The 18,716-nt window shown below is 58.9% G+C and carries 17 protein-coding genes; 3 read left to right on the top strand and 14 right to left on the bottom strand.

The window, feature by feature from the left end; genetic code table 11:
• The first annotated feature begins 201 nt into the window (after positions 1-201).
• Together RVM26_RS06320 and RVM26_RS06315 are read left to right on the top strand one after the other, a co-directional pair.
• On the top strand, positions 202-1,416 hold the full coding sequence (locus RVM26_RS06320; protein WP_498941426.1) for a tyrosine-type recombinase/integrase: 1,215 nt from the start codon (positions 202-204) through the stop codon (positions 1,414-1,416).
• 49 nt (positions 1,417-1,465) lie between these two features.
• Positions 1,466-1,882, top strand: a complete 417-nt coding sequence (locus tag RVM26_RS06315) for a SufE family protein (RefSeq protein ID WP_498941425.1) — start codon at positions 1,466-1,468, stop codon at positions 1,880-1,882.
• A 12-nt stretch (positions 1,883-1,894) separates the two neighbouring features.
• Here the strand turns inward: RVM26_RS06315 and yidD are convergent, their stop codons facing one another.
• The 10 genes from yidD to gorA form a co-directional block, all read right to left on the bottom strand.
• Positions 1,895-2,167, bottom strand: coding sequence for a membrane protein insertion efficiency factor YidD (yidD, locus tag RVM26_RS06310; protein ID WP_498941714.1), 273 nt, complete (start codon positions 2,165-2,167; stop codon positions 1,895-1,897).
• A gap of 64 nt (positions 2,168-2,231) precedes the next feature.
• Positions 2,232-2,702, bottom strand: coding sequence for a phosphoribosyl-AMP cyclohydrolase (hisI, locus tag RVM26_RS06305; protein WP_016913841.1), 471 nt, complete (start codon positions 2,700-2,702; stop codon positions 2,232-2,234).
• A complete protein-coding gene (locus tag RVM26_RS06300) occupies positions 2,702-3,151 on the bottom strand; it encodes a transcriptional repressor (protein WP_039177943.1) in 450 nt (149 codons plus the stop codon). Before RVM26_RS06300 ends, hisI begins: the two co-directional genes overlap by 1 nt.
• A 31-nt stretch (positions 3,152-3,182) precedes the next feature.
• Positions 3,183-4,181, bottom strand: coding sequence for an ATP-grasp domain-containing protein (locus RVM26_RS06295; protein ID WP_498941424.1), 999 nt, complete (start codon positions 4,179-4,181; stop codon positions 3,183-3,185).
• Positions 4,178-5,701 carry an inactive transglutaminase family protein gene (locus RVM26_RS06290; protein WP_039177946.1) on the bottom strand — a complete coding sequence of 508 codons (1,524 nt, stop codon included), beginning with the start codon at positions 5,699-5,701 and terminating at the stop codon, positions 4,178-4,180. The genes RVM26_RS06295 and RVM26_RS06290 overlap by 4 nt, the downstream gene beginning before the upstream one ends.
• 38 nt (positions 5,702-5,739) lie before the next feature.
• Positions 5,740-6,576: an ATP-dependent zinc protease family protein gene (locus RVM26_RS06285; RefSeq protein ID WP_498941423.1), complete on the bottom strand. Its 837-nt coding sequence runs from the start codon at positions 6,574-6,576 to the stop codon at positions 5,740-5,742.
• 256 nt (positions 6,577-6,832) lie between these two features.
• The gene (locus RVM26_RS06280; protein WP_016913836.1) at positions 6,833-7,225 is read right to left on the bottom strand and encodes an ectoine synthase; all 393 of its coding nucleotides are present in this window, start codon (positions 7,223-7,225) and stop codon (positions 6,833-6,835) included.
• A 43-nt stretch (positions 7,226-7,268) separates the two neighbouring features.
• Complete coding sequence (ectB, locus tag RVM26_RS06275) at positions 7,269-8,537, bottom strand: aspartate aminotransferase family protein (protein ID WP_498941422.1); 1,269 nt, start codon at positions 8,535-8,537, stop codon at positions 7,269-7,271.
• Positions 8,538-8,633: 96 nt separating this feature from the next.
• Complete coding sequence (gene ectA, locus RVM26_RS06270) at positions 8,634-9,212, bottom strand: diaminobutyrate acetyltransferase (RefSeq protein WP_039177953.1); 579 nt, start codon at positions 9,210-9,212, stop codon at positions 8,634-8,636.
• Positions 9,213-9,464: 252 nt separating this feature from the next.
• Positions 9,465-10,874 carry a glutathione-disulfide reductase gene (gene gorA / locus RVM26_RS06265; protein ID WP_287805331.1) on the bottom strand — a complete coding sequence of 470 codons (1,410 nt, stop codon included), beginning with the start codon at positions 10,872-10,874 and terminating at the stop codon, positions 9,465-9,467.
• A 156-nt stretch (positions 10,875-11,030) separates the two neighbouring features.
• On the opposite strand from gorA, the gene can reads away from it, so the two are divergent.
• Positions 11,031-11,678 (top strand): carbonate dehydratase, encoded by a 648-nt coding sequence (can, locus tag RVM26_RS06260; protein WP_287805334.1) that lies wholly within the window; start codon positions 11,031-11,033, stop codon positions 11,676-11,678.
• 15 nt (positions 11,679-11,693) lie between these two features.
• Here can and RVM26_RS06255 read toward each other — a convergent pair whose 3' ends face one another.
• Genes RVM26_RS06255 through tamA form a run of 4 tightly spaced genes read right to left on the bottom strand, consistent with a single transcriptional unit; the run spans position 11,694 to position 18,716 of the window.
• On the bottom strand, positions 11,694-12,200 hold the full coding sequence (locus RVM26_RS06255; RefSeq protein WP_144982794.1) for a c-type cytochrome: 507 nt from the start codon (positions 12,198-12,200) through the stop codon (positions 11,694-11,696).
• 32 nt (positions 12,201-12,232) lie between these two features.
• Positions 12,233-12,853, bottom strand: a complete 621-nt coding sequence (gene msrA / locus RVM26_RS06250; protein ID WP_498941421.1) for a peptide-methionine (S)-S-oxide reductase — start codon at positions 12,851-12,853, stop codon at positions 12,233-12,235.
• 10 nt (positions 12,854-12,863) lie between these two features.
• The gene (gene tamB, locus RVM26_RS06245; RefSeq protein WP_498941713.1) at positions 12,864-16,823 is read right to left on the bottom strand and encodes a translocation/assembly module TamB domain-containing protein; all 3,960 of its coding nucleotides are present in this window, start codon (positions 16,821-16,823) and stop codon (positions 12,864-12,866) included.
• A 48-nt stretch (positions 16,824-16,871) separates the two neighbouring features.
• The gene (gene tamA / locus RVM26_RS06240) at positions 16,872-18,716 is read right to left on the bottom strand and encodes an autotransporter assembly complex protein TamA (protein WP_498941420.1); all 1,845 of its coding nucleotides are present in this window, start codon (positions 18,714-18,716) and stop codon (positions 16,872-16,874) included.

Raw genomic sequence — 18,716 nt, 5'->3', positions numbered from 1 at the left:
TGAGCCGCGCCTGAAATGTTCAGGATGGATATTTGCTGTGCGCCATTGTCGTGTAAAAACAGACTCAACTCAATTATTACGTATTACATAAAATGTAATATTATTTATTTTAAAGGCCATAAATTCAAGATTACCCATATTATCTTGAATTTATGTATCAAAAAGGCGATGCTGAGCGCTCTGATAGCGCGAGTTACCACCATGACCCAGCCACCTTTGCCGCTCTACGACTCAACGCACCTTGTGACCTTCGCCAACGGGCTGGATATGGCCGAGCGGAAGGGCAGTGGCGACGTGTTTCCCGATATCGGAAGCAGGCTAACAACCACCGATTCAGCAACGCTCCATGTGTCGGCCGATAGCGACCATCAGGCCGTTGCGCATTGGCTGGCGGAGTACCAGGACAGCCCGCAAACCCTGAAGAGCTATCGTCGTGAAGCGGAGCGGCTGTTGCTCTGGCTGGCCAGTCAGGGGCGCGGGCTAAGGGAGGTGAACCGTGAAACGATGCGGGACTACGAGGCATTTCTGGAAAACCCGCAGCCCAGGGAGATGTGGGTAGGACCTTCCAAACCACGCCACCACCCGGCGTGGCGGCCGTTTCGCGGCGGGCTGTCACCGGCAAGCCGACGCCAGACCCTCGTCATCCTGCAAGGGCTGTTTGGCTGGCTCGTGGAAGCAGGGTGGGTAGGCCACAACCCATTCGTGCTGATGCGCGACAAATCGCGCCGCCTCAATAATCAGACCCAACGTATCGAACGCTATCTGGAGCGACCGCTGTGGGACTGGCTATGGGCGTGGCTGAATACACGGCCCATGCCCGAGGATGCACGCGGCCGCTATGAACATGCGCGGCATCGCTTCATTTTCGGCTTTGCCTACCTACTGGCGCCGCGTATCCATGAGATGGCCAACGCCACCATGGACGATTTTCGGGTCAGTGAAGGGCGCTGGTGGTGGCATGTGATTGGCAAGGGCGGCAAGCAAGCGCGCATACCGCTGCCCGAGGACATGCAGGCATGCCTGCAACAGTGGCGCCAGGCGCTGGGCTTAGTGGGCCTGCACGGTGTTAGCGAACATGGCCCGCTGATCCGCGCGCTGGACAAGCAGCGCGGCATCAGCGACAACCAGCTCTATCGTTTGATCAAGGAGGCCTTCGGTGATGCGGCTATGGCCCTTGAAGCAGAAGGGGGCAAGAGGGAGTATATCGATGCGCTACGCATGGCTACGCCCCACTGGCTACGCCACACTTCGATTACCCATCAAGCCCAGGCGGGTGTCAGCCTGCGCTACCTGGCAGAAAACGCCCGCCACTCAAGACTGGATACCACCAGCCGCTACCTGCACACCGAAGCCCATGAGTGGCATGAGCAGCAGCAGCGGCATCGCTTGAAAACAGCACCCCCAGAACAGCCTTGAACCGTTATAATGTTGGCCTTCAACACACTTACCCTGAAAAGGAACCACCATGACCACTTCCGGTGCCGAGCTCGCCCAACAAGAGCTGGTCGAAGAGTTTGAAATGTTCGATAACTGGATGGATCGCTACCAGTACATCATCGATATGGGGAAGCAGCTCCCGGCGTTTCCCGCTGACAAAATCACCGACGAATTCAAGATTCAAGGCTGCCAGTCAAACGTGTGGATGTGCCATGAAGAGCAGAGTGGCCGCTTGATCTTCAAAGCCAAGTCCGACGCCGCCATCGTCTCTGGGCTTATCGCGGTGCTGCTGCGCATTTACAGCGAGCGCACGGCAGAGGAAATCCAGCAGACGGAGCCGCATTTTCTGGCAGATCTGGGATTGAACAAGCACCTGTCACCCACCCGGAGCAACGGCCTGCATGCCATGCTGGAGCGCATCTATCAGGTGGCTAAGCAGCATTAGATAAGCAATTTGCTAATGCTCTGAAGGTTTGGAGGAGGGGCCTGAGCAGCAGCCATCATATTCCTTGCAAAGCTGCTCGCTGCGGCCGCCCGGCACCGGGTCCATGCCCCCCGCGCTGCCGGGGTGGCAGCGCAGGATGCGCTTGAGCGCCATCCAGCCCCCTTTGAAAGGGCCATGCACCTGGATGGCTTCGATGGCATAGGACGAGCAGCTGGGCCAGTAGCGACAGCGGGGGCCCAAGAGCGGGCTGATCGTATATTGATAAAGCCGAACCAGACCGACCATCAATAGTGACACTCCCTTGATCAACGCGTTCTTTACCACCTTCAGCGCTTTCAAGAGGGTGCCTTCAAGGGCTTTTTTTGCCATACAGCGTGGCGGGGTCGATCAAGGGCTCGCTGGTGATGGCAGCCTTGTGGGCATCCACCGCCACGTAAAAACAGCTGCGCCTGCCGGTATGACACGCGGGCCCCGTCTGGTCTACCTGCAGCAGCAGCGTATCGCCATCGCAATCCAGCGCAGCGCTTTTCAGATGCTGCTGCTGGCCGGACGTCTCACCCTTGCGCCAGAGCGCCTGACGGGAGCGAGAGTAGTAGCATACTCGTTGGGTAGTGAGCGTTTCTTCCAGCGCTTCCCGGTTCATCCAGGCCATCATGAGCACTTCGCCGCTGTCGTGCTGCTGTGCTATGGCAGGCAGCAGGCCATCCGAGTTAAAGCGCACCGATGCCAGGATGGTCGCCACATCGGGCAGCGTGTCTGAAGGGGAGGCGGACTCCAGCGACTTGAACAGATCGCCGTCGTACTGGTTGACTGTGGACATCACGCGTTACTCGCAGGTCGGCACGCCTGGCACAAGCCCTGAAGCTCGATGGTCTGGCGCTCTACATGAAAGCCCTGGCGCTTGGCCAGCGCAGCCAGCTGGTCGCTGATTTCGTCCAGATGAAGCTCTTCCACATAGCCACACTGACGGCAAATCAACAGCTGAAAGCCGTGGACGTGCTCCGGGCAGGCGCAGGCAACGTAAGCGTTCTGCGACTCGATACGATGCACCAGGCCCTGGTCGATCAGGAACTCCAGCGCCCGATACACCGTCGGTGGCCGTGCGGCGGCATGCTCCGTGGAGAGCTGATCCAGCAGGTCGTAGGCTTTCAGGCCGCCACCATTTTCGGCGATCAGCTCCAGCACCCGGCGGCGGATAGGGGTAAAGCGTACGCCGCGAGTGTGGCACTGAGACTCGGCTTGTTGCAGTAACGTGTTGGCTTCAGTCATTGGACAGCTCGTTGAACATCATGGGCCTAGTCTACGCGCTTGCCGAAGAGGTGTCAGGCGTTTCCAACAGCTCGCTTCGTCGCGCAAAGTGATGCTGGGCAAACGCAACCCGCTTGGCAACGGGAACGTTATCTGGCTGCCGTTCGATCAAGTCCAGGCGGCGGCGCAGGCCTTCGCCATTGGTCATCTGGATGGCCAGGCCAGGGCGCGCGTTCAGCTCCAGAAGCATGGGGCCATGCTCCCGATCCAGCACCATATCGGTGCCGAGGTACCCAAGCCCGGTCATTTCATAGCAGCCCGCTGCGAGGTGCAGCAGCGTTTCCCACTGAGGTACCACCAGGCTGGCCAGATCATGCCCGGTGTCCGGGTGGCTGAAGCAGGGGCGGTCGAATTGCACACCGCGCAGCGCGGCTCCCGTGGCGATGTTCAGCCCTACACCCACTGCTCCCTGGTGGAGGTTGGCCTTGCCATCCGAGGCCGCCGTGGACAGGCGCATCATGGCCATGACCGGATACCCCTTGAACACGATGACGCGAATGTCCGGCACGCCTTCGTAGGTATACTCCAGCAGGCTCTCGTCGAAGTTGATCAGCGTTTCGATGACCGCGACGTCAGGGGAGCCCCCCAACGAATAGAGCCCCGAGAGCAGGTTCGAGACATGTCGCTCGATATCTTCCATGGTCAAGGAAGCACCGCTGGGCTTGAAGAACAGGCCATCCTCGACCCGCTCGATCACCAGTATTCCCTTGCCGCCGCTGCCTTTGGCGGGCTTGATGACGAAACCATGGTGACCTACCAGCATCTCGCTCATGTGCTTGACGCCGAATTGCGTGGTCACGGTACCGATCAGTTTGGGCGTGGTAATGCCGTACTGCTCGGCCAGCAGCTTGGTCTTGAGCTTGTCATCCACCAGCGGATAAAGATGGCGCGCGTTATATCGGCCGATATAACGAATATTGCGCCGATTCATGCCAATGATGCCTTTATCCCTCAGCCTGGTCGGCCAGGTCCAGTTTTCGAACCAACTCATGAGGGCTTCTCGTCATCGGTGATGGGTTTGAAGCGACGCAGTTCCAGCAGGCGATAGCCGGTGTAGTTGCCCAGCAGCAGAATGAACGCCATCAGGATCAGCTGTACGCCAAGGAAGTTGAAGGTGATGTGGCGCACCCAAGGGTTGTTCATGGCCAGGTAAGCCAGCACCGCCGTGAGCAGGCTGCCGCCGCCCTGGATCAGTACTTGCTTGGGGCCTTCCTCTTCCCAGAGGATCGACATGCGTTCGATGGTCCAGGCAAGAATGATCATCGGGAAGAAGGTCACCGTCAGGCCCGCACTCAGGCCCATGCGGTAGGCGAGTACCGTAAAGATGGAGATGATCGCGATGACCGTGATGATCACCGCCGACACCCTCGCCACCAGCAGCAGGTTGAGGTAGGAAAGGTAGTTGCGGATGATCAGACCAACGCTGACGATCAGCAGGAAACCGATCAGGCCAGTTAGCAGGGTGGTCTGGATAAAGGCCAGGGCAATCAGCACGGGCATGAAGGTGCCCGACGTTTTCACACCCACCAGCACGCGCAAGAAGACCACCACCAGCGCGCCAATCGGGATCAGCAGAATCGTCTGGAACAGCGCTTGTTCTTCCAGGGGCAGGCTGTGGATCGAGAAGTTGAGCAGCGTATCATCGGAGTAGTGGTTGCGAACCGCCGCTGATGCGGGCTGATTGTGGGTCAGCATGGAGAACGATACTCGCGAGTTGGTACCGCCCTGTACTTCGAGCACGGCACGCCCGCCGGTTTCCCAGAGCAGCAGGTTCTCAGGGCGACCGCGCTCGCCGGTGGCAGGATTGAACAACGCCCACTCTTCGGCGGTCTGGTCGAATACCTGGATCCAGCTACTCAGGTTCTGGCGACGCCGTCCATCCTCGAGCAGCAGGCCACTCACTTCACGGGCCTGAACGCCCGCCTGGTTGAGCAGGCGCACGATCAGCGCAGAGGGCTGCATCTGGGTCAGCAATAGACGGGCATTTTCCCCTTGGCGTTCGCCAGTGATGTCGAGGATGAGCTCGCGGGCAAAGGTCGCGTTGTTGGCGCTACGCGCCCAGGCACGCTCGATGAGCTGGCTGGCGGCCGTGTCATAGGGGCTTTCCCAAGGGGTAATGCTGGGGATCCCTGGTGGCGTTTGAATGGGAGAGCGAGCGTCGGGGGATACCAGCATCTGCACGGAGTAGTAAAGCTGCTGACTACCGGCCGCGTCACGAATGGTCCACTGCGCCTGACGACCCATCTCATCGGCCTGGTACGCCAATCCATAGCCGGAAGACGCAGTATTTTCAGTCAATACGCGGTAACCCGCCTGATGAGAAGGCAGCGCGAAGTCTACCTGCACCGGCCCGTTCTGCGCATTGAAATTGATGACGGCTTCGATTTCCCATACCTGCCGCTGTTCACCCGGAAACCAGGGTATTTCGAACTGCAGATGCCTATGCACACTGGTGGCAATACCCGCCAACAGCAGCAACCCAACGATAAAATAAAATGGTAACCGGGACATGATGATTCCTTTCAGCGTAAAGCGGCAGGGGAGTGATATTACTCTTCGGTATCGTCTTGATCGACCGCTTCATCATCAGCCGCCTGCTCAGAAGGTTCACCGCCTGGAAACTCAGGGCGTTCATGAAGGTAGGTTTCTGCCACGTCGATGGTGGCAATGTCCATCATGAAGCGGCGACCCAGCAGCACCGGAAAATCCAGATGGGTACGGTCGTTCAGGGTGAACTCGACGTTCTCGCGGATCGGCCCCAGAGTCATCAGCAGCGAGATCACCGGACGCGACTCTTCCCCAGAAGCTTGCACGATTCTGACACGACGCTGGATGGGCGCCTCGATCCACTCGTCCCGAACGCGATCTACGACCACATCGTCTTCATTGAGTGCCAGCTTGAAGCGCACCCAGTTTTCACCGTCACGCTCAAAGCGCGTGATGTCCGAGGCGGACAGCGAGGAAGTATTCGCGCCAGAATCCACTCGGGCCTTGAGGTACGTACCGATGCCGGGAAAGCCGACCCATTCGCTGCGCCCAAGCAGCGTCTTGCCGTCTTCGATGGCCTCTGTCGGACACTCTTCACGAATGATCACGGGCTCCTCACCACGTGCTTCGAGATTGGCGACATCGTCACGCAGCAGACGCAGGAGGCTTCCCACTTCGCGCACGTCGGCGGTCAGCATGCGCTGCTGGGCAAGCTGCTGTTCGTTGAGCGCCGAAGAAGCCTGACACTGTTGCTGCAAGTTGGATTCGAGTTCAAGGATACGCGTGTTGAACGACGCCTCGCTTAGTGGCGGGGGCTCATTCGATTCGGGCTGTGTCACTGCGCAGCCTGCAAGCGACATCGACAAACCGGCCATTAGCCATAGAACACCTGAGCGCATAACGAGGGATATCCTTAAACAATAAGAGCACGAATGATAAGGAGAAGGGTATCTGCTTGTCCAACGTCACGGTGGCTTTTCATGGGCTCGCAAGGTGTTTGTGGCACCCTATTTAACATAATATATATTATGCGAACTTATGTGTCTGAAAAGACGTGGATGAACGCTCATAGGCAGAACTGCAAGTGGCGCCAACCGACGACTGACGCAAAGCGGCCTGGCACCAGGCCAGGCCGCAAACACCTACGTCCGACGATCAGTCGTCAGCGGGTGCGTAGGATCCATCTTCACGGTGCACTTCGTTGCCGGTAATCGGCGGCGTGAACACACAGGCCAAGTGCATGGTCTTGTGGGCACGCAGCAAGTGCTCATCGTGCTGGTCGAGGATGTAGATGTCACCTGGCTTGATGGGCCAGATCTTGCCATCTGCCAGGGTTTCCACCTCGCCTTCGCCTTCGATGCAGTAGACGGATTCGTAGTGGTGCTTGTAGTGAATATGAGTCTCGGTCCCTTCAAAGATGCGCGTGATATGGAACGAGAAATTGCCGCCGTCATTGGCCAATACCAGGCGCGTGCTATCCCAGTTGCCGTTTTCGGCCGTGACGAGACGGTCGGTCTTGCGAGCTTCTTCGATATTACGAACGATCATGGGCGTACTCCATAACGTGGCAGTCAAGGCGGCTGCCGTTCCATTAAGCGTTGATGACTTTCTTGACCGACGCTTCCAGAATATCCAGCGCTTCGAGCAGGTCGGCATCCGGAATAGTCAGCGGGCACAGACATTTGACCACTTCGCCATCCTGGCCACTGGTTTCGATGATCAGACCCTCCTCGAAAGCCGTGCTGGTGATCTTGTCGGCAATCTCACCCGAGACCACATCGATACCACGCATCAGGCCACGACCGCGCTCTGTAGCAGGCATGCCGTTCTCGCTGAGCAGCGCTGCCAGGGCCTTGAAACGTTCTTCGACGATACGCGCTTTACGCTGAACGTCGCGTTCGAACGCATCGTTGGACCAGTATTTTTTCAGCGCCGCCGTGGCAGTCACCATGGCGAGATTGAAACCACGGAACGTACCGTTGTATTGGCCTGGCTTCCACTTGTCGAGCTCCGGGCGCATCAATACGTGGGCGAACGGCAAGCCAAAACCTGACAGCGACTTGGAGTTGGTCACGATGTCTGGCGTGATGCCTGCATGCTCGAAGCTGAAGAATTTGCCGGTACGGCCACAACCTGCCTGAATGTCGTCCACGATGAGCAGTATGTCGTGGGCACGGCAAATCTGTTCCAGGCGCTTGAGCCACTCCAGGCCCGCCACGTTGATACCGCCCTCCCCCTGCACGGTCTCGACGATGACGCCGGCCGGAACATCGAGCCCACCCGACTTGTCGTTGAGCAGCTTCTCGAAGTAGTCCAGCGTATTGGCGTGCTCGCCCATGTAGCCATCGAACGGCAGGAAGCTGGCGCCCTGAGTGGGAATACCGCCGGTGGCTTCGCGGAACTTGCGATTACCGGTGGTGGCCAGTGCGCCCATGGTGACACCGTGGAAGCCGTTGGTGAAGGTCACAATGTTATGGCGACCTTTAGCAACACGGGCCAGGCGAATGGCCGCTTCCACTGCGTTGGTGCCGGTAGGCCCAGGCAGATGCACCTTGTAGTCCAGACCCCGTGGCTTGAGGATCACATTTTCCAGCGTTTCGAGGTAGTCACGCTTGGCGCTGGTCCACATGTCCAGGCCATGTACGACACCATCCGTAGCCAGATAGTCAATCATTGCCTGCTTCAAGTGCGGGTTGTTATGACCGTAGTTGAGCGTTCCGGCACCGGCAAGAAAATCGATGTACTCACGTCCATTCTCATCGGTCAGGCGTGCGTTCTGGGCCTTTTTGAAGACGACAGGAAAAGAACGTGAATAGGTACGAACATTGGATTCCATGCGTTCGAGCGTCTGGGTCTGCATAAGCGACCTCCTTATCAGTCGGGTCTGGTTGGCCTGATCGGCAAAAAGTGGCAGCCGGGGCAACACAAGCGGGAAAACCGTTAACCTTGAAAGCTGTCAGAGACTGCCAGTTTGAAACGGGCCGATTCTTACCAGGTTTTCCGGATCGTGCTCTCCACCGAGCTGCTCGGTCGAAAAGTATTCACGGCTGTTCAACGGGGCCTGCCAGCGGGCAGCCAAGCGGCGAAAGAGCCCCCAGGATGCCTGATTGTCAGGGGTGATGGTGGTTTCGAGGTGATGCACGTCATCCAGTTCAGGACGCGACATGATCGCCTCTACCAGCCGCCGTGCAAGCCCTGTACCACGCGCTTTCTCGCCTACGGCGACTTGCCACAGGAAGTAGGTATCAGGGGCATTGTCTTTCACATAACCTGAGACGAAGCCGACGATCTCACCCTCTTCGTTGGTGGCCACCGCACAGGTATCTCGAAACTGGGTCGCCAGCAAAAGATAGGCATATGCGGAATTGACATCCAGCGGCGGGCACGCCTTGACCAGCTCATAGATGCCCCAACCGTCATCGGCATTGGGCTTGCGAATGAACAGCGGCGCTTCGGCATGGCCCACGACGGCATCGGCCACGGTGGGTCTGGCGAGTTCTGCTGAGGGTGTAAAAGGCTTGATAGGCGTACTCATGGTTATGCTTCGCTGTAGCGAATTTGAGCTTCATTATAACAGCTGATTATGAGCAATTCAAAAATCATATTATTTATCCGAAGGTTTTCCATAATCCAGGATTATCAAAGTGGCCCTGCCGCTCACAGGACTGGCCTGCACGATCACGATTCACTGAGTCTAGAACACCCACGCGTATGCGCGAGACAAAAAAAGAGGCAAGCTTCCGCTCGCCTCTTTTTTTGACACTAATGCCCCTGGCTAAGCCGACGCTCAGTAGCGTGAGGGAGTCCTTAGCGTGACGAACTCTTCTGCCGCCGTGGGGTGAATGCCCACGGTACGATCGAAGTCTTCCTTGGTCAGCCCTGCGCGCACGGCAATGGCAACACCCTGGATCAGCTCCCCCGCCTCTTCACCTACCATATGAGCCCCCACCACGACGTCAGTCGCATCGTCGACGATCAACTTCATCAACACACGCTCATCGCTCCCCGAAAGCGTGTGCTTCATGGGCTTGAAATCGGTGCGATAGACTCGAATGCCGTCGAACTGCTCTCTGGCGGCTTCTTCGGAGAGCCCTACCGTGCCGATATTGGGATGACAGAAAACAGCGGTCGGTATCGTGTGGTAATCCAGTGGCCGCGGGGGCCGCTGATGGAAGTGGATGTCGACCAGCTGCATGGCTTCTGCCAGCGCGACAGGCGTCAGTTCTGGGCCCGCGGTCAAATCTCCCAGCGCTAGAACGGAGGGCACACGGGTCTGGAATCGAGCGTCTACCGGTACTTTGCCGTCTGCATCAAGCTCGATCTGCAGCGCCTCGAGTCCCAGTCCTGCCGTATTGGACTTTCGACCCGTCGCTGCCAGCACGGCATCGACTTCCAATACGTCTCTGTTGGTCAGCTCCACTCGGAGCGCGCCACACTCCAGCGCATCGATACGAGCGATGTTGACACCAAAATGAAGATTGACGCCTTTCTTGGCCATTTCCGCGCGGGTGAACTCCCGGACTTCCTGATCGAACCCTTTCAGGAACATCTCACCGCGATAAATGAGGTGGGTGTCGCTCCCCAGCCCATTGAAGATGCTGGCAAACTCCACCGCGATATAGCCGCCCCCCAGCACCAGGAAACGCTCAGGGAAGCGTTCGAGATCAAACACCTGATTGGAGGTGAGCGCCAGTTCGCTGCCCGGAAACTCGGGCACCCATGGCCAACCGCCCGTCGCCAGCAGGATCTTCTCGGCACTGTAAGTGGTTTCCTGACCCTCTTGGGTCAACACAACCTGGTGCGGCCCTGCCAACCGTGCACGGCCATTGAGCAGCGTGACGCCCGCACCTTCCAGCATACGCTGGTAAATGCCATTGAGACGCTTGATTTCGCTGGTCTTGTTGTCGCGCAAGGTGGCCCAGTCAAAGGTCGGTGGCGCACTCATTTGCCAGCCAAAACCTGCCGCATCGTCAAAGCTATCGTGAAAATGCGCAGCGTAGGAGTAAAGCTTCTTGGGCACACAGCCCACGTTGACGCAGGTGCCACCCAGGTAACGATCCTCAGCTACCGCTACCCGAGCGCCCGTCGCGGCGGCCATGCGCGCGGCACGCACCCCCCCCGATCCCGCCCCAATCACCAGTAAATCGTAATCATGCGCCGTTTTGGCTGACCCGGTGTCTGACATCGTTTCTGACATGGTTGCTTCTACTCCTTGCTTGAAGCTGCCGCACTTGATAGGCAACCCCCGATTGATCTGGAACTGACGAGACGCATAAAACTCGTTACTCTGTACGCCCTCGGCAGCATCGGCATGCTGCTTCTACGATGGAACTCGTGCTCCTGGGAGACTCAATTGTCCGATAAAATTGCCACGCTGCTGGAAAACAACCGCGCCTGGGCCGAGCGGATGTGTCAGGAAGACCCTGATTATTTCAAGCGCCTCTCGAGCCAACAAAAGCCAGACTACTTGTGGATTGGCTGCTCCGATAGCCGCGTACCGGCCAATCAGATCATCGCGTTGCCGCCTGGCGAAGTGTTCGTTCACCGCAACGTCGCGAATCTTTTGCACCATACCGACATGAACGCCCTGTCGGTGGTGCAGTATGCCGTCGACGTCCTCAAGGTCAGTCATATCATGATCGTTGGCCACTACGGCTGCGGGGGCATCAAGGCCGCCGTCACCGGAGGCGAGTGCGGCGTCGTGGACTACTGGCTGCACTCGGTGCGTGAGCAGTACAACCAGCACCGCCAAACGCTTGAAGCTCTGCCTCTCGACGCGCAAATCGATCGAATGTGTGAACTCAACGTACAGGCGCAAGTGAACAGCCTGTGTCGCACCAAGATCCTCCAGCGCGCCTGGCAGCGTGGCCAAGAGATCTCGGTGCATGGTTGGGTATATGGCCTGGACGATGGCCGAGTGAAGGACCTCGATTGCACCATCAGTGGGCTCGAACAGGTCGAGACCCTCTACCGCATCGACCGCGTTCAGTCGGGCGATTGAGCATAGGCCATCGCGCTAGTTGTAGCGATAAGCGCGGTGGCAGCTCCGGCAGCTGAGACTCACGTCCGAAAAGGCCCGCGTAGCGGCACGGTAATCCTCCTGCTGTGCGGCCTCCACCAGGTCGGCTACTTTTTCTTCCAGGTCAACGAAACCCGCCGAGAAGTCTTCCCACTCCTGCCATATTTCAGGCCGTGCATCGGAGCCACGCCCATGGGTACCCTCAATGAAGGCAGGCAAGAAGTGCGCTTGCGTGGCTTTCTGCTGCAGCTCCTCCAGGCGAGGTTCGGCCCCACGAGCATCACGATTATTGACCAGGTCAAAACGCAGCTGACGCAGTAGCCGCTCCAGATCCTTAAGCTCATCCTGACGCCAAATGACGGCGTCTCGTTCGCTGGCAAAAGGCGTGCCCTCTGCCGAGGTCGGCATATCCGACGGGCTGGCTTGAGCCATGGAGCCCATCATCAAAAGTACGCACCCTGCCAGGCTGCTGTGCCATACATCATTGCGTCTACGCTGCCGCATCGTTAGTTTCCTGTTCAAACGGATATCGTGGGCTAGCCAATGGCACAGGTCACACCCGTACCCTTCAACCCGCAGTAGCCGCCGGGATTTTTATCGAGGTACTGCTGGTGATACGCCTCGGCATAGTAGAACGTATCCAGCGGTTTGATTTCGGTGGTGATACGCCCTTTGCCCGCGGCTTCCAGCGCCTGTTGAAACGCGGCTGCACTCTGCTGGGCACGCGCCAACTGCTGCTCCGTGGTGGTGAAGATCGCTGAACGGTACTGGCTGCCGATATCGTTACCCTGGCGATTTCCTTGAGTGGGATCGTGCTCTTCCCAGAAAATCTGCAGCAGCATCTCCAGCCCGATCACACTCGGATCATAAACGACCCGCACGACTTCCGTATGACCGGTAAGCCCGGCACAGGTCTCCTGATAAGTGGGGTTGGGAGTGGTACCGCCCGCATAACCTGCAGCCGTGACGACCACACCGGGCTGCCGCCAGAAAAGACGCTCCACGCCCCAGAAGCAGCCCATCCCCAGCACGATTTCCTCGCAGCCAGCTGGAAATGGCGGATGTAGCGACGCCCCCGTCACGGTATGCACCTCACTGGTCTCGATAGGCGTGCGGCGGCCTTCGGGTGCCGTCTGGCGAGATGTAAAAAACGACATCGATGTTCTCCTATTGCTGCGGATAGACGTAAGGATCGCCCGAGCGGGTAAAGGTGTAAATCAGGTCAACCGCTTGATTCGCACCAGACACCGCCTGGAGGTACAAGTTCCGCCACAGGGTGTAGCGCAGCGTCAGCTCAGCGATGGGTGAGAAAATGCCTACCCCGTAGCTGATGCGCAGGTCATCGGTCAATTGACCACTGACGGCAACCTGACTTTCATCGCCAGCCCCCGTGGTATCCAGCGTCAGGTCATCGATCCCGAAGGCCTGCCCCAGAGATCCGACAGCCCCACCGGTCCGACCCAACGACATACCGATCAGTGCCGTGGTCAAAGCACTATCGATACCGCCACCCGAGGCGTCGGGAGCACGACCACGCAACAGATACGAAAGCGCACGGGCCTCGTCCATGGAAGGCTCGGAAAAGATCAACACGTTCGGCTCTTCGGCATTGCCCGAGACCCGCAGCCCGGCAATGACCTCGTCCTCGGTGATCTCCGGGTTACGAATCGCTTCGAAATCCAGCACGGGTAAACCGGGAGGACCGCTGAACAGCAGTTGTCCACGCCGTATCAGCAAGTCCTGCCCAAAGGCCTGGAAACGGCCATCGACCAGATTCACATCACCAAACAGTTGCAGCACACCGCTCTCCTGGCGTATTTCCAGGCTACCTCCCAAGCCAGACTCCAGACCGTAGGCGGAAATCTGCATGTCGCGACCCAATGTCAAGGTAATCAGGACATCGATGGCCATGCCCGTGGCCGCCAATTCCTGTGCGGCGCTGGGATCTTCACCCGCCTCGATGGCGCGCTGGCGCGCCTGTTCGGCTTCTCGATCATCACGCTCGGTAATGATGATCTCATCGGGGCTGGGTGACGTGGCCGACGAGGGCAGATCGCCTATTTCCAGCCGCGCCCAGGGCAAATCGACATTGCCTCTGACCTGCAAACTCTCTGGAGTGATACGCACACGAATATCCGGCGCAGCTTCCAGGCGGCCGAACTGGGGCAGTATCACCAGCAGGGGCTCCTGAGTGGCATTGAGGTCCACACCAATCCGCCACGCATCGCTGGCCGGCCAGTAAGCCTCGCCAGTGATATTCAGCCGCCCTCTTTCCGCGGCCACGAAGCCGTCGATATCGCCTTGTTCGCCGTCGAAAGTGATGCTGATTTCACCATCCTGTACATCCACCGGAATATCTGGGCCGTGTACACGTAGGCCACGTAGGGCGAGCTGACCCTGCAGGTCGGGTTGCTGAGTGCCACCGGCAATCTGAACGTTGCCATTCAATGCCCCCTCCAGGCGGTCCATGCCCAGCATCATCGGACGATAGGGTTCCAGAGAGACATTGTTGGCCCGCAGCTCACCCGCTAAAGCACCCTGCCCCAGAGGGTCGTTGACGGAGACGTTGAGCGTCATTTCTCCGGCCTCGGACAGCGAGAACAGCAGGTTGGCATCCGCCTGTGATTGATTGGCCTCGATTTGGGTATCCAGGCTCAACACCGGCAGGGCCACCGGCTGGCCGTAATCGTTGATGGCGGTGATCGCCAGCTCACTGAGTACCTGCACGTTGGCTTGCCAGCGCGCGCCACCCTGACGCCAGCTGGCCGCCAGCTCAGCGGTCGTGGCACCTTCGAAGCTCCACTCTTCGGGCAGGAAAGGCTCGAGCATTTCCATGGGAACTTCGCTGAGCCGGAGGCTGGCCTGCCCTTGCTCTGCCGACGCTGTCATGGGGTCATCCGAGCAGATCAGGCCACCTTCCAGCCGCCGCAAGCAGAATGGCGACAGCCGCGCCTGGCCATTGGCCAGGTTGTAGCCGATATCCAGCGGCGCTTCGAGGCGAATACTGCCCGCCTCACTGTCCAGCTCCAGCGGCATCAGCCGGGCTTGATACTGCTCGGCGGCCTGATTGAAGCGCCCGCTCAGGGCGAGCGATGCGGCGCTGAGCACGTTGCCTGGCGCACCGTCGACAGTGACGTTCAGGGTGTGCTGGGACAAGCGCCCGTTCAGATTGATGGCCAGATTGGATAAGGCCTGACCACCAGCATTGACGTTTTGAGCATCGAGTTCGATACGCAAGGAGGGATCATCTATCCCTTGTACATTGGCTGCCAGACCCAGGTTGTCGATACGATTCTCTACAAATCTCAGCTGGTTGCCGGTCAGCCTTGCGACCAGCGCGGGTGCGCTGAAGCTACCGGTGGCACGCAGATCACCATTGAGGCGCCCTGCCAGCTCCGGATGCAGCGTTTGCAGTTCGGTGAGCGCAATATCCGCCTGCAGCGACATGGCTTGTTCACTCACTTGGCCGGAAGCCGTCAAGCGGTTGTTACCCTGGGTGAACAGCAGTCGTTCGATATCGACTTCCAGATCGCTATTGGCCTCCAGCGCGGCCGTCAGCGTCAGCGGATACTCTTGCAGCTCACCGTCGATGGCCAGCTCAGGGAGAGCGATGTCCCAACGCTCTCCCTGCTGCTGAACACTGGCAGTAATGCGCCCATTCAGGTTGCCTTCCAGCTGATCGACGAATAGCGAGGGATCCAGGTTACTCAATTGCACATTGGCATCGATGCGCAGTGCGTCGGCCCAGTTCACTTGGCCCTCGCTGGTCAAGCGGCTCTCTTCGATACGCAGATTCAAAGGCGCCCAGCGAAAGGAAGTCATGTCACCCTCGCCGGTCAAGTCGATGGAGGTACCCGGCACTTGAGGTGCCTGGGTATCGACCAGCAGTCTGACGTCGTAGGCATCCAAGTTGCCGTTGATGGTCAAATCCAACGCCTGCGCCACGTAGGTGTTATCTGCATCACGCTCCATGCTTTCCAACGGCCACTCGACGCGTTCGCTTTGCAAACGCGCGGTAAAGGGCACATCAGGCGCGAGGACATCTGCCTCGGCCGCCAGGGTCGCGTTGATCTGCCCAGACACATCCAGCTCCGCCGACAGGTCCGCCAGCGAGCCAGAAAGCCTTAGCGTCAGCGTTTCTCCGCTCAAGGCCGGGAAGAGTTCCGGCAACAGGAGTACGCTTTGCAACTCGGCCTCCAACGGGTAATCGTCTGCCAGCGTTACCTCCGCCATCAATCGTGCCGTGGCATCTTGGGTATCCACTTCAAGCGCAGAAAGCACCACGTTGTCACGCTCAGCATGTCCGGCCAGCAGTACTCGCTCCACGTCATAGGTGAACGCACCGGCCACGCTGACATCGGTGACCAACAGCGACGTGATCGCCACATCGATGGGTAGCTCGATGGCAGGCAGCGACAGCCGTTCACGCGGTGCCGGGGAACCCGCTATTGGCTCCTCGTCGTGGGGCTGATTCACTTGGATGGCACTATCGATACCGACGGCTGTCAGCGGAGTGTCGATATCCTCCGTAAGCTGCCCACCTGGAGACAGCGGCAGATGAACGGCTAAGCGTTCGAGGCGGGTCGGTTCGATGATGACCTGTTGCTGCGCGGCGGAGATGGAGGTAGTAAAGCGCTCCCAAGCCACATGAGTGCCATCGGCCAAGTGCAGCTGAACGTCGCTGAGATCGATATCGCGCAGTTCTATGGGGAATGGCAGATGAATGCGCGAGAGCGGTGCCGATTCACTGTCGCGCTCTTCAGGTGCATCGCTGGCAGTCAGGCGGATATCGGCACCTGAAAGATGCAACCTTTCCAGGCATAGCCTTCCCGATAGCAGGCAGTCATCTGCCCAGACAAGCTCCACCTGATCCAGGGTCACCCGGGTGCCGCCCATCGCCAAGTGGAAGCCCTGAAGTCGGAAGCTCTCCAGCAGCGCGCCTTCTTGCTGCTCGTAGCTGAACCAGCCACGCTGCTCGCCTTGCGAAAACAGCTGCCCTGTCCCCCAGGGGGAAAGCGCCGTCCCCAGCAGCAGCGCTACCAGGCCCAGCACCCAAAGGGGTAGCCATATGGCCAGCCTCAGCAGACTCCACAGCGTCAGCCACAGACGACGCCGGGTAGAGAGCATCTCGCGGTTTGGGGGTGTCGTTACATCAACCTTGGCCAAAGAGCTCTCCTAGAATTCTGGTCCGATCGAAAAGTGCACTCGGTAGTCATCGTCGTTGTCGAACGGGTGCGCAACATCAAAACGTATTGGGCCCACCGGCGATACCCAGCGCACACCTACCCCTGCCCCGGTTTTCAGCTCTTCGGGGCCCCAGTTATCGAATGCATCACCGCTGTCGATGAAGGTAGCGCCCCACCAGTCGCCTGTCACACGGCGCTGATATTCCAGGGTGGACGTCAGTATCTGCTGACCGCCGCGCAAACGACCCTGCTCATTACGGGGCGATAGGCTTTCGTAGGAGTAACCGCGCACGCTGCGATCCCCACCGGCAAAAAAGCGCAGCGATGGGGGCAGCTTGTCGAAGTCATCGGTTTCGATAGCCCCGATGCTCAGGCGAGCCACGAAGCGGTTGTCGCTGCCCAGCATACGAATCCATTCGGTGTCTCCCGTCAGACGGGCAAAGTCGGCATCGGAGCCCCAGGCACTGTCGGAGTATTCCAGTGACAGCTGCTGGCGATCCCCCCAGAGGGGAAAGCGCTGGGGGCGAGTCCGTGTGCGCGACCATTGAATGCCGGGATAGAAAAGCCATACCTGGTCGGCCTGGCCCCCTTGGGTAAAGTCCTCATAGGTGGTTCTGAAGTAAAGCGTTTGCACCCAGCGGTTCTCGAACTCCCAGCGACGCGCTACCTCGACCGTACCCTGCAGTGAGCGGGTATCGCTGTCATCGATATTGCGCACGCCGTACTGGAGGCGATAGTTATCGCGGATCGGGTCTTCTAGCGGGATGTTATACACCCCGGTGAAGCGCTGTTCCGGCGCTGAGAGGTAGAGATTGTGTTCCAGACTGTGGCCCAACGGATTGATCCACGGCTGACGCCAGCCAAAGCGCAGCCTGGGGCCTACATCGGTGGCAAACCCTATCCCCACCTCGTACTGATGGCGGTCGGCGGGTTGCACGTTGACATCAACAGGAAGGCGCGTATCGTCGCGGCTATGAAGACTCAGCGCGCTGGCCAGTGCCGCACCGCTGATACGCGGCCGAACAGGCTGTGAGGCCACGGCTTCGCTCCACCAGGGGGAGCCTCCCGTTGGCGGCGCAATGATCAGTTCCCGAGCGGTTTCAAGGCGTGGTCGCACCGACACCGAGCTGAACCAGCCGGTTTCGGCCAGGCGCTGGTTGTAGAGGGCCAGGGACTCCGCCAGGTAAGGGTCGCCTTCGTCGAATGTCTGCATCTGTCGCAGGCGTTCAGGGTCGATGTGACTACCGGTAATCAGCGTGTTGCCGAACTGGTAGCGAGGCCCGCTATCGAACCCCATGTAGAGTCTGGCACTTTCCAGGTAGGGACGTACTTCCATACGGCGGTCCGAAAACCCCCAGTCGAAATAGCCACGCTCGATGGCCAGCCCGGAAAACTGGTTGCGCAGTCGATCCCAGGGTGCGTGACGCAAAGGGTCTCCCACTTTGAGCGGGAAGTCGTCTAGCGCTTCCTGGAAGGGGGGGTCATCCGCCGCATCGCCAGTGACGTTGATCTCGAGTACGTCTATCTTCACCCGTGGCCCAGGCTCGATACGAACGGCAATCGGAGTCTCTTCGAGAGAGACACGCACCTCGGGCTGGTAATAGCCATATACCCGCATGGCTTCCTGAGTGCGCTGGCGAATTTCACCTTCCAAGCGCACATCGGTGTACTGCTCGGCGTCGATGTTTTCCAGATAGGCATCGATATTGTTACGCACTTGCTGATCGACACCGCTGATGTTGGCTTCCAGCCCCCATACCGACACCGAAGCCGCCAATAACGGTAGTGCACAAGCCATGCGCACCATGCCAGGCCATTGCCGTTGTCTTCCCAT

It is taken from the genome of Halomonas sp. KM072, assembly GCF_050710315.1.
GTDB classification, from domain to species: domain Bacteria; phylum Pseudomonadota; class Gammaproteobacteria; order Pseudomonadales; family Halomonadaceae; genus Vreelandella; species Vreelandella hamiltonii.
Note: the sequence above shows the minus strand (reverse complement) of the source record. Positions and strands in the feature narration are given on the sequence as shown.

Excerpts from the sequence above, each read along its gene's own strand:
- msrA (WP_498941421.1), bottom strand. The coding sequence starts at position 12,853 with ATGTCGTTTTTTACATCTCGCCAGACGGCACCCGAAGGCCGCCGCACG.
- yidD (WP_498941714.1), bottom strand. The coding sequence starts at position 2,167 with ATGGTCGGTCTGGTTCGGCTTTATCAATATACGATCAGCCCGCTCTTG.
- RVM26_RS06300 (WP_039177943.1), bottom strand. The coding sequence starts at position 3,151 with ATGACTGAAGCCAACACGTTACTGCAACAAGCCGAGTCTCAGTGCCAC.
- RVM26_RS06320 (WP_498941426.1), top strand. The coding sequence starts at position 202 with ATGACCCAGCCACCTTTGCCGCTCTACGACTCAACGCACCTTGTGACC.
- gorA (WP_287805331.1), bottom strand. The coding sequence starts at position 10,874 with ATGTCAGAAACGATGTCAGACACCGGGTCAGCCAAAACGGCGCATGAT.
- RVM26_RS06255 (WP_144982794.1), bottom strand. The coding sequence starts at position 12,200 with ATGCGGCAGCGTAGACGCAATGATGTATGGCACAGCAGCCTGGCAGGG.
- ectA (WP_039177953.1), bottom strand. The coding sequence starts at position 9,212 with ATGAGTACGCCTATCAAGCCTTTTACACCCTCAGCAGAACTCGCCAGA.
- hisI (WP_016913841.1), bottom strand. The coding sequence starts at position 2,702 with ATGTCCACAGTCAACCAGTACGACGGCGATCTGTTCAAGTCGCTGGAG.
- tamA (WP_498941420.1), bottom strand. The coding sequence starts at position 18,716 with ATGGGAAGACAACGGCAATGGCCTGGCATGGTGCGCATGGCTTGTGCA.
- RVM26_RS06280 (WP_016913836.1), bottom strand. The coding sequence starts at position 7,225 with ATGATCGTTCGTAATATCGAAGAAGCTCGCAAGACCGACCGTCTCGTC.
- RVM26_RS06290 (WP_039177946.1), bottom strand. The coding sequence starts at position 5,701 with ATGTCCCGGTTACCATTTTATTTTATCGTTGGGTTGCTGCTGTTGGCG.
- RVM26_RS06295 (WP_498941424.1), bottom strand. The coding sequence starts at position 4,181 with ATGAGTTGGTTCGAAAACTGGACCTGGCCGACCAGGCTGAGGGATAAA.
- ectB (WP_498941422.1), bottom strand. The coding sequence starts at position 8,537 with ATGCAGACCCAGACGCTCGAACGCATGGAATCCAATGTTCGTACCTAT.
- RVM26_RS06285 (WP_498941423.1), bottom strand. The coding sequence starts at position 6,576 with ATGCGCTCAGGTGTTCTATGGCTAATGGCCGGTTTGTCGATGTCGCTT.
- RVM26_RS06315 (WP_498941425.1), top strand. The coding sequence starts at position 1,466 with ATGACCACTTCCGGTGCCGAGCTCGCCCAACAAGAGCTGGTCGAAGAG.
- tamB (WP_498941713.1), bottom strand. The coding sequence starts at position 16,823 with ATGCTCTCTACCCGGCGTCGTCTGTGGCTGACGCTGTGGAGTCTGCTG.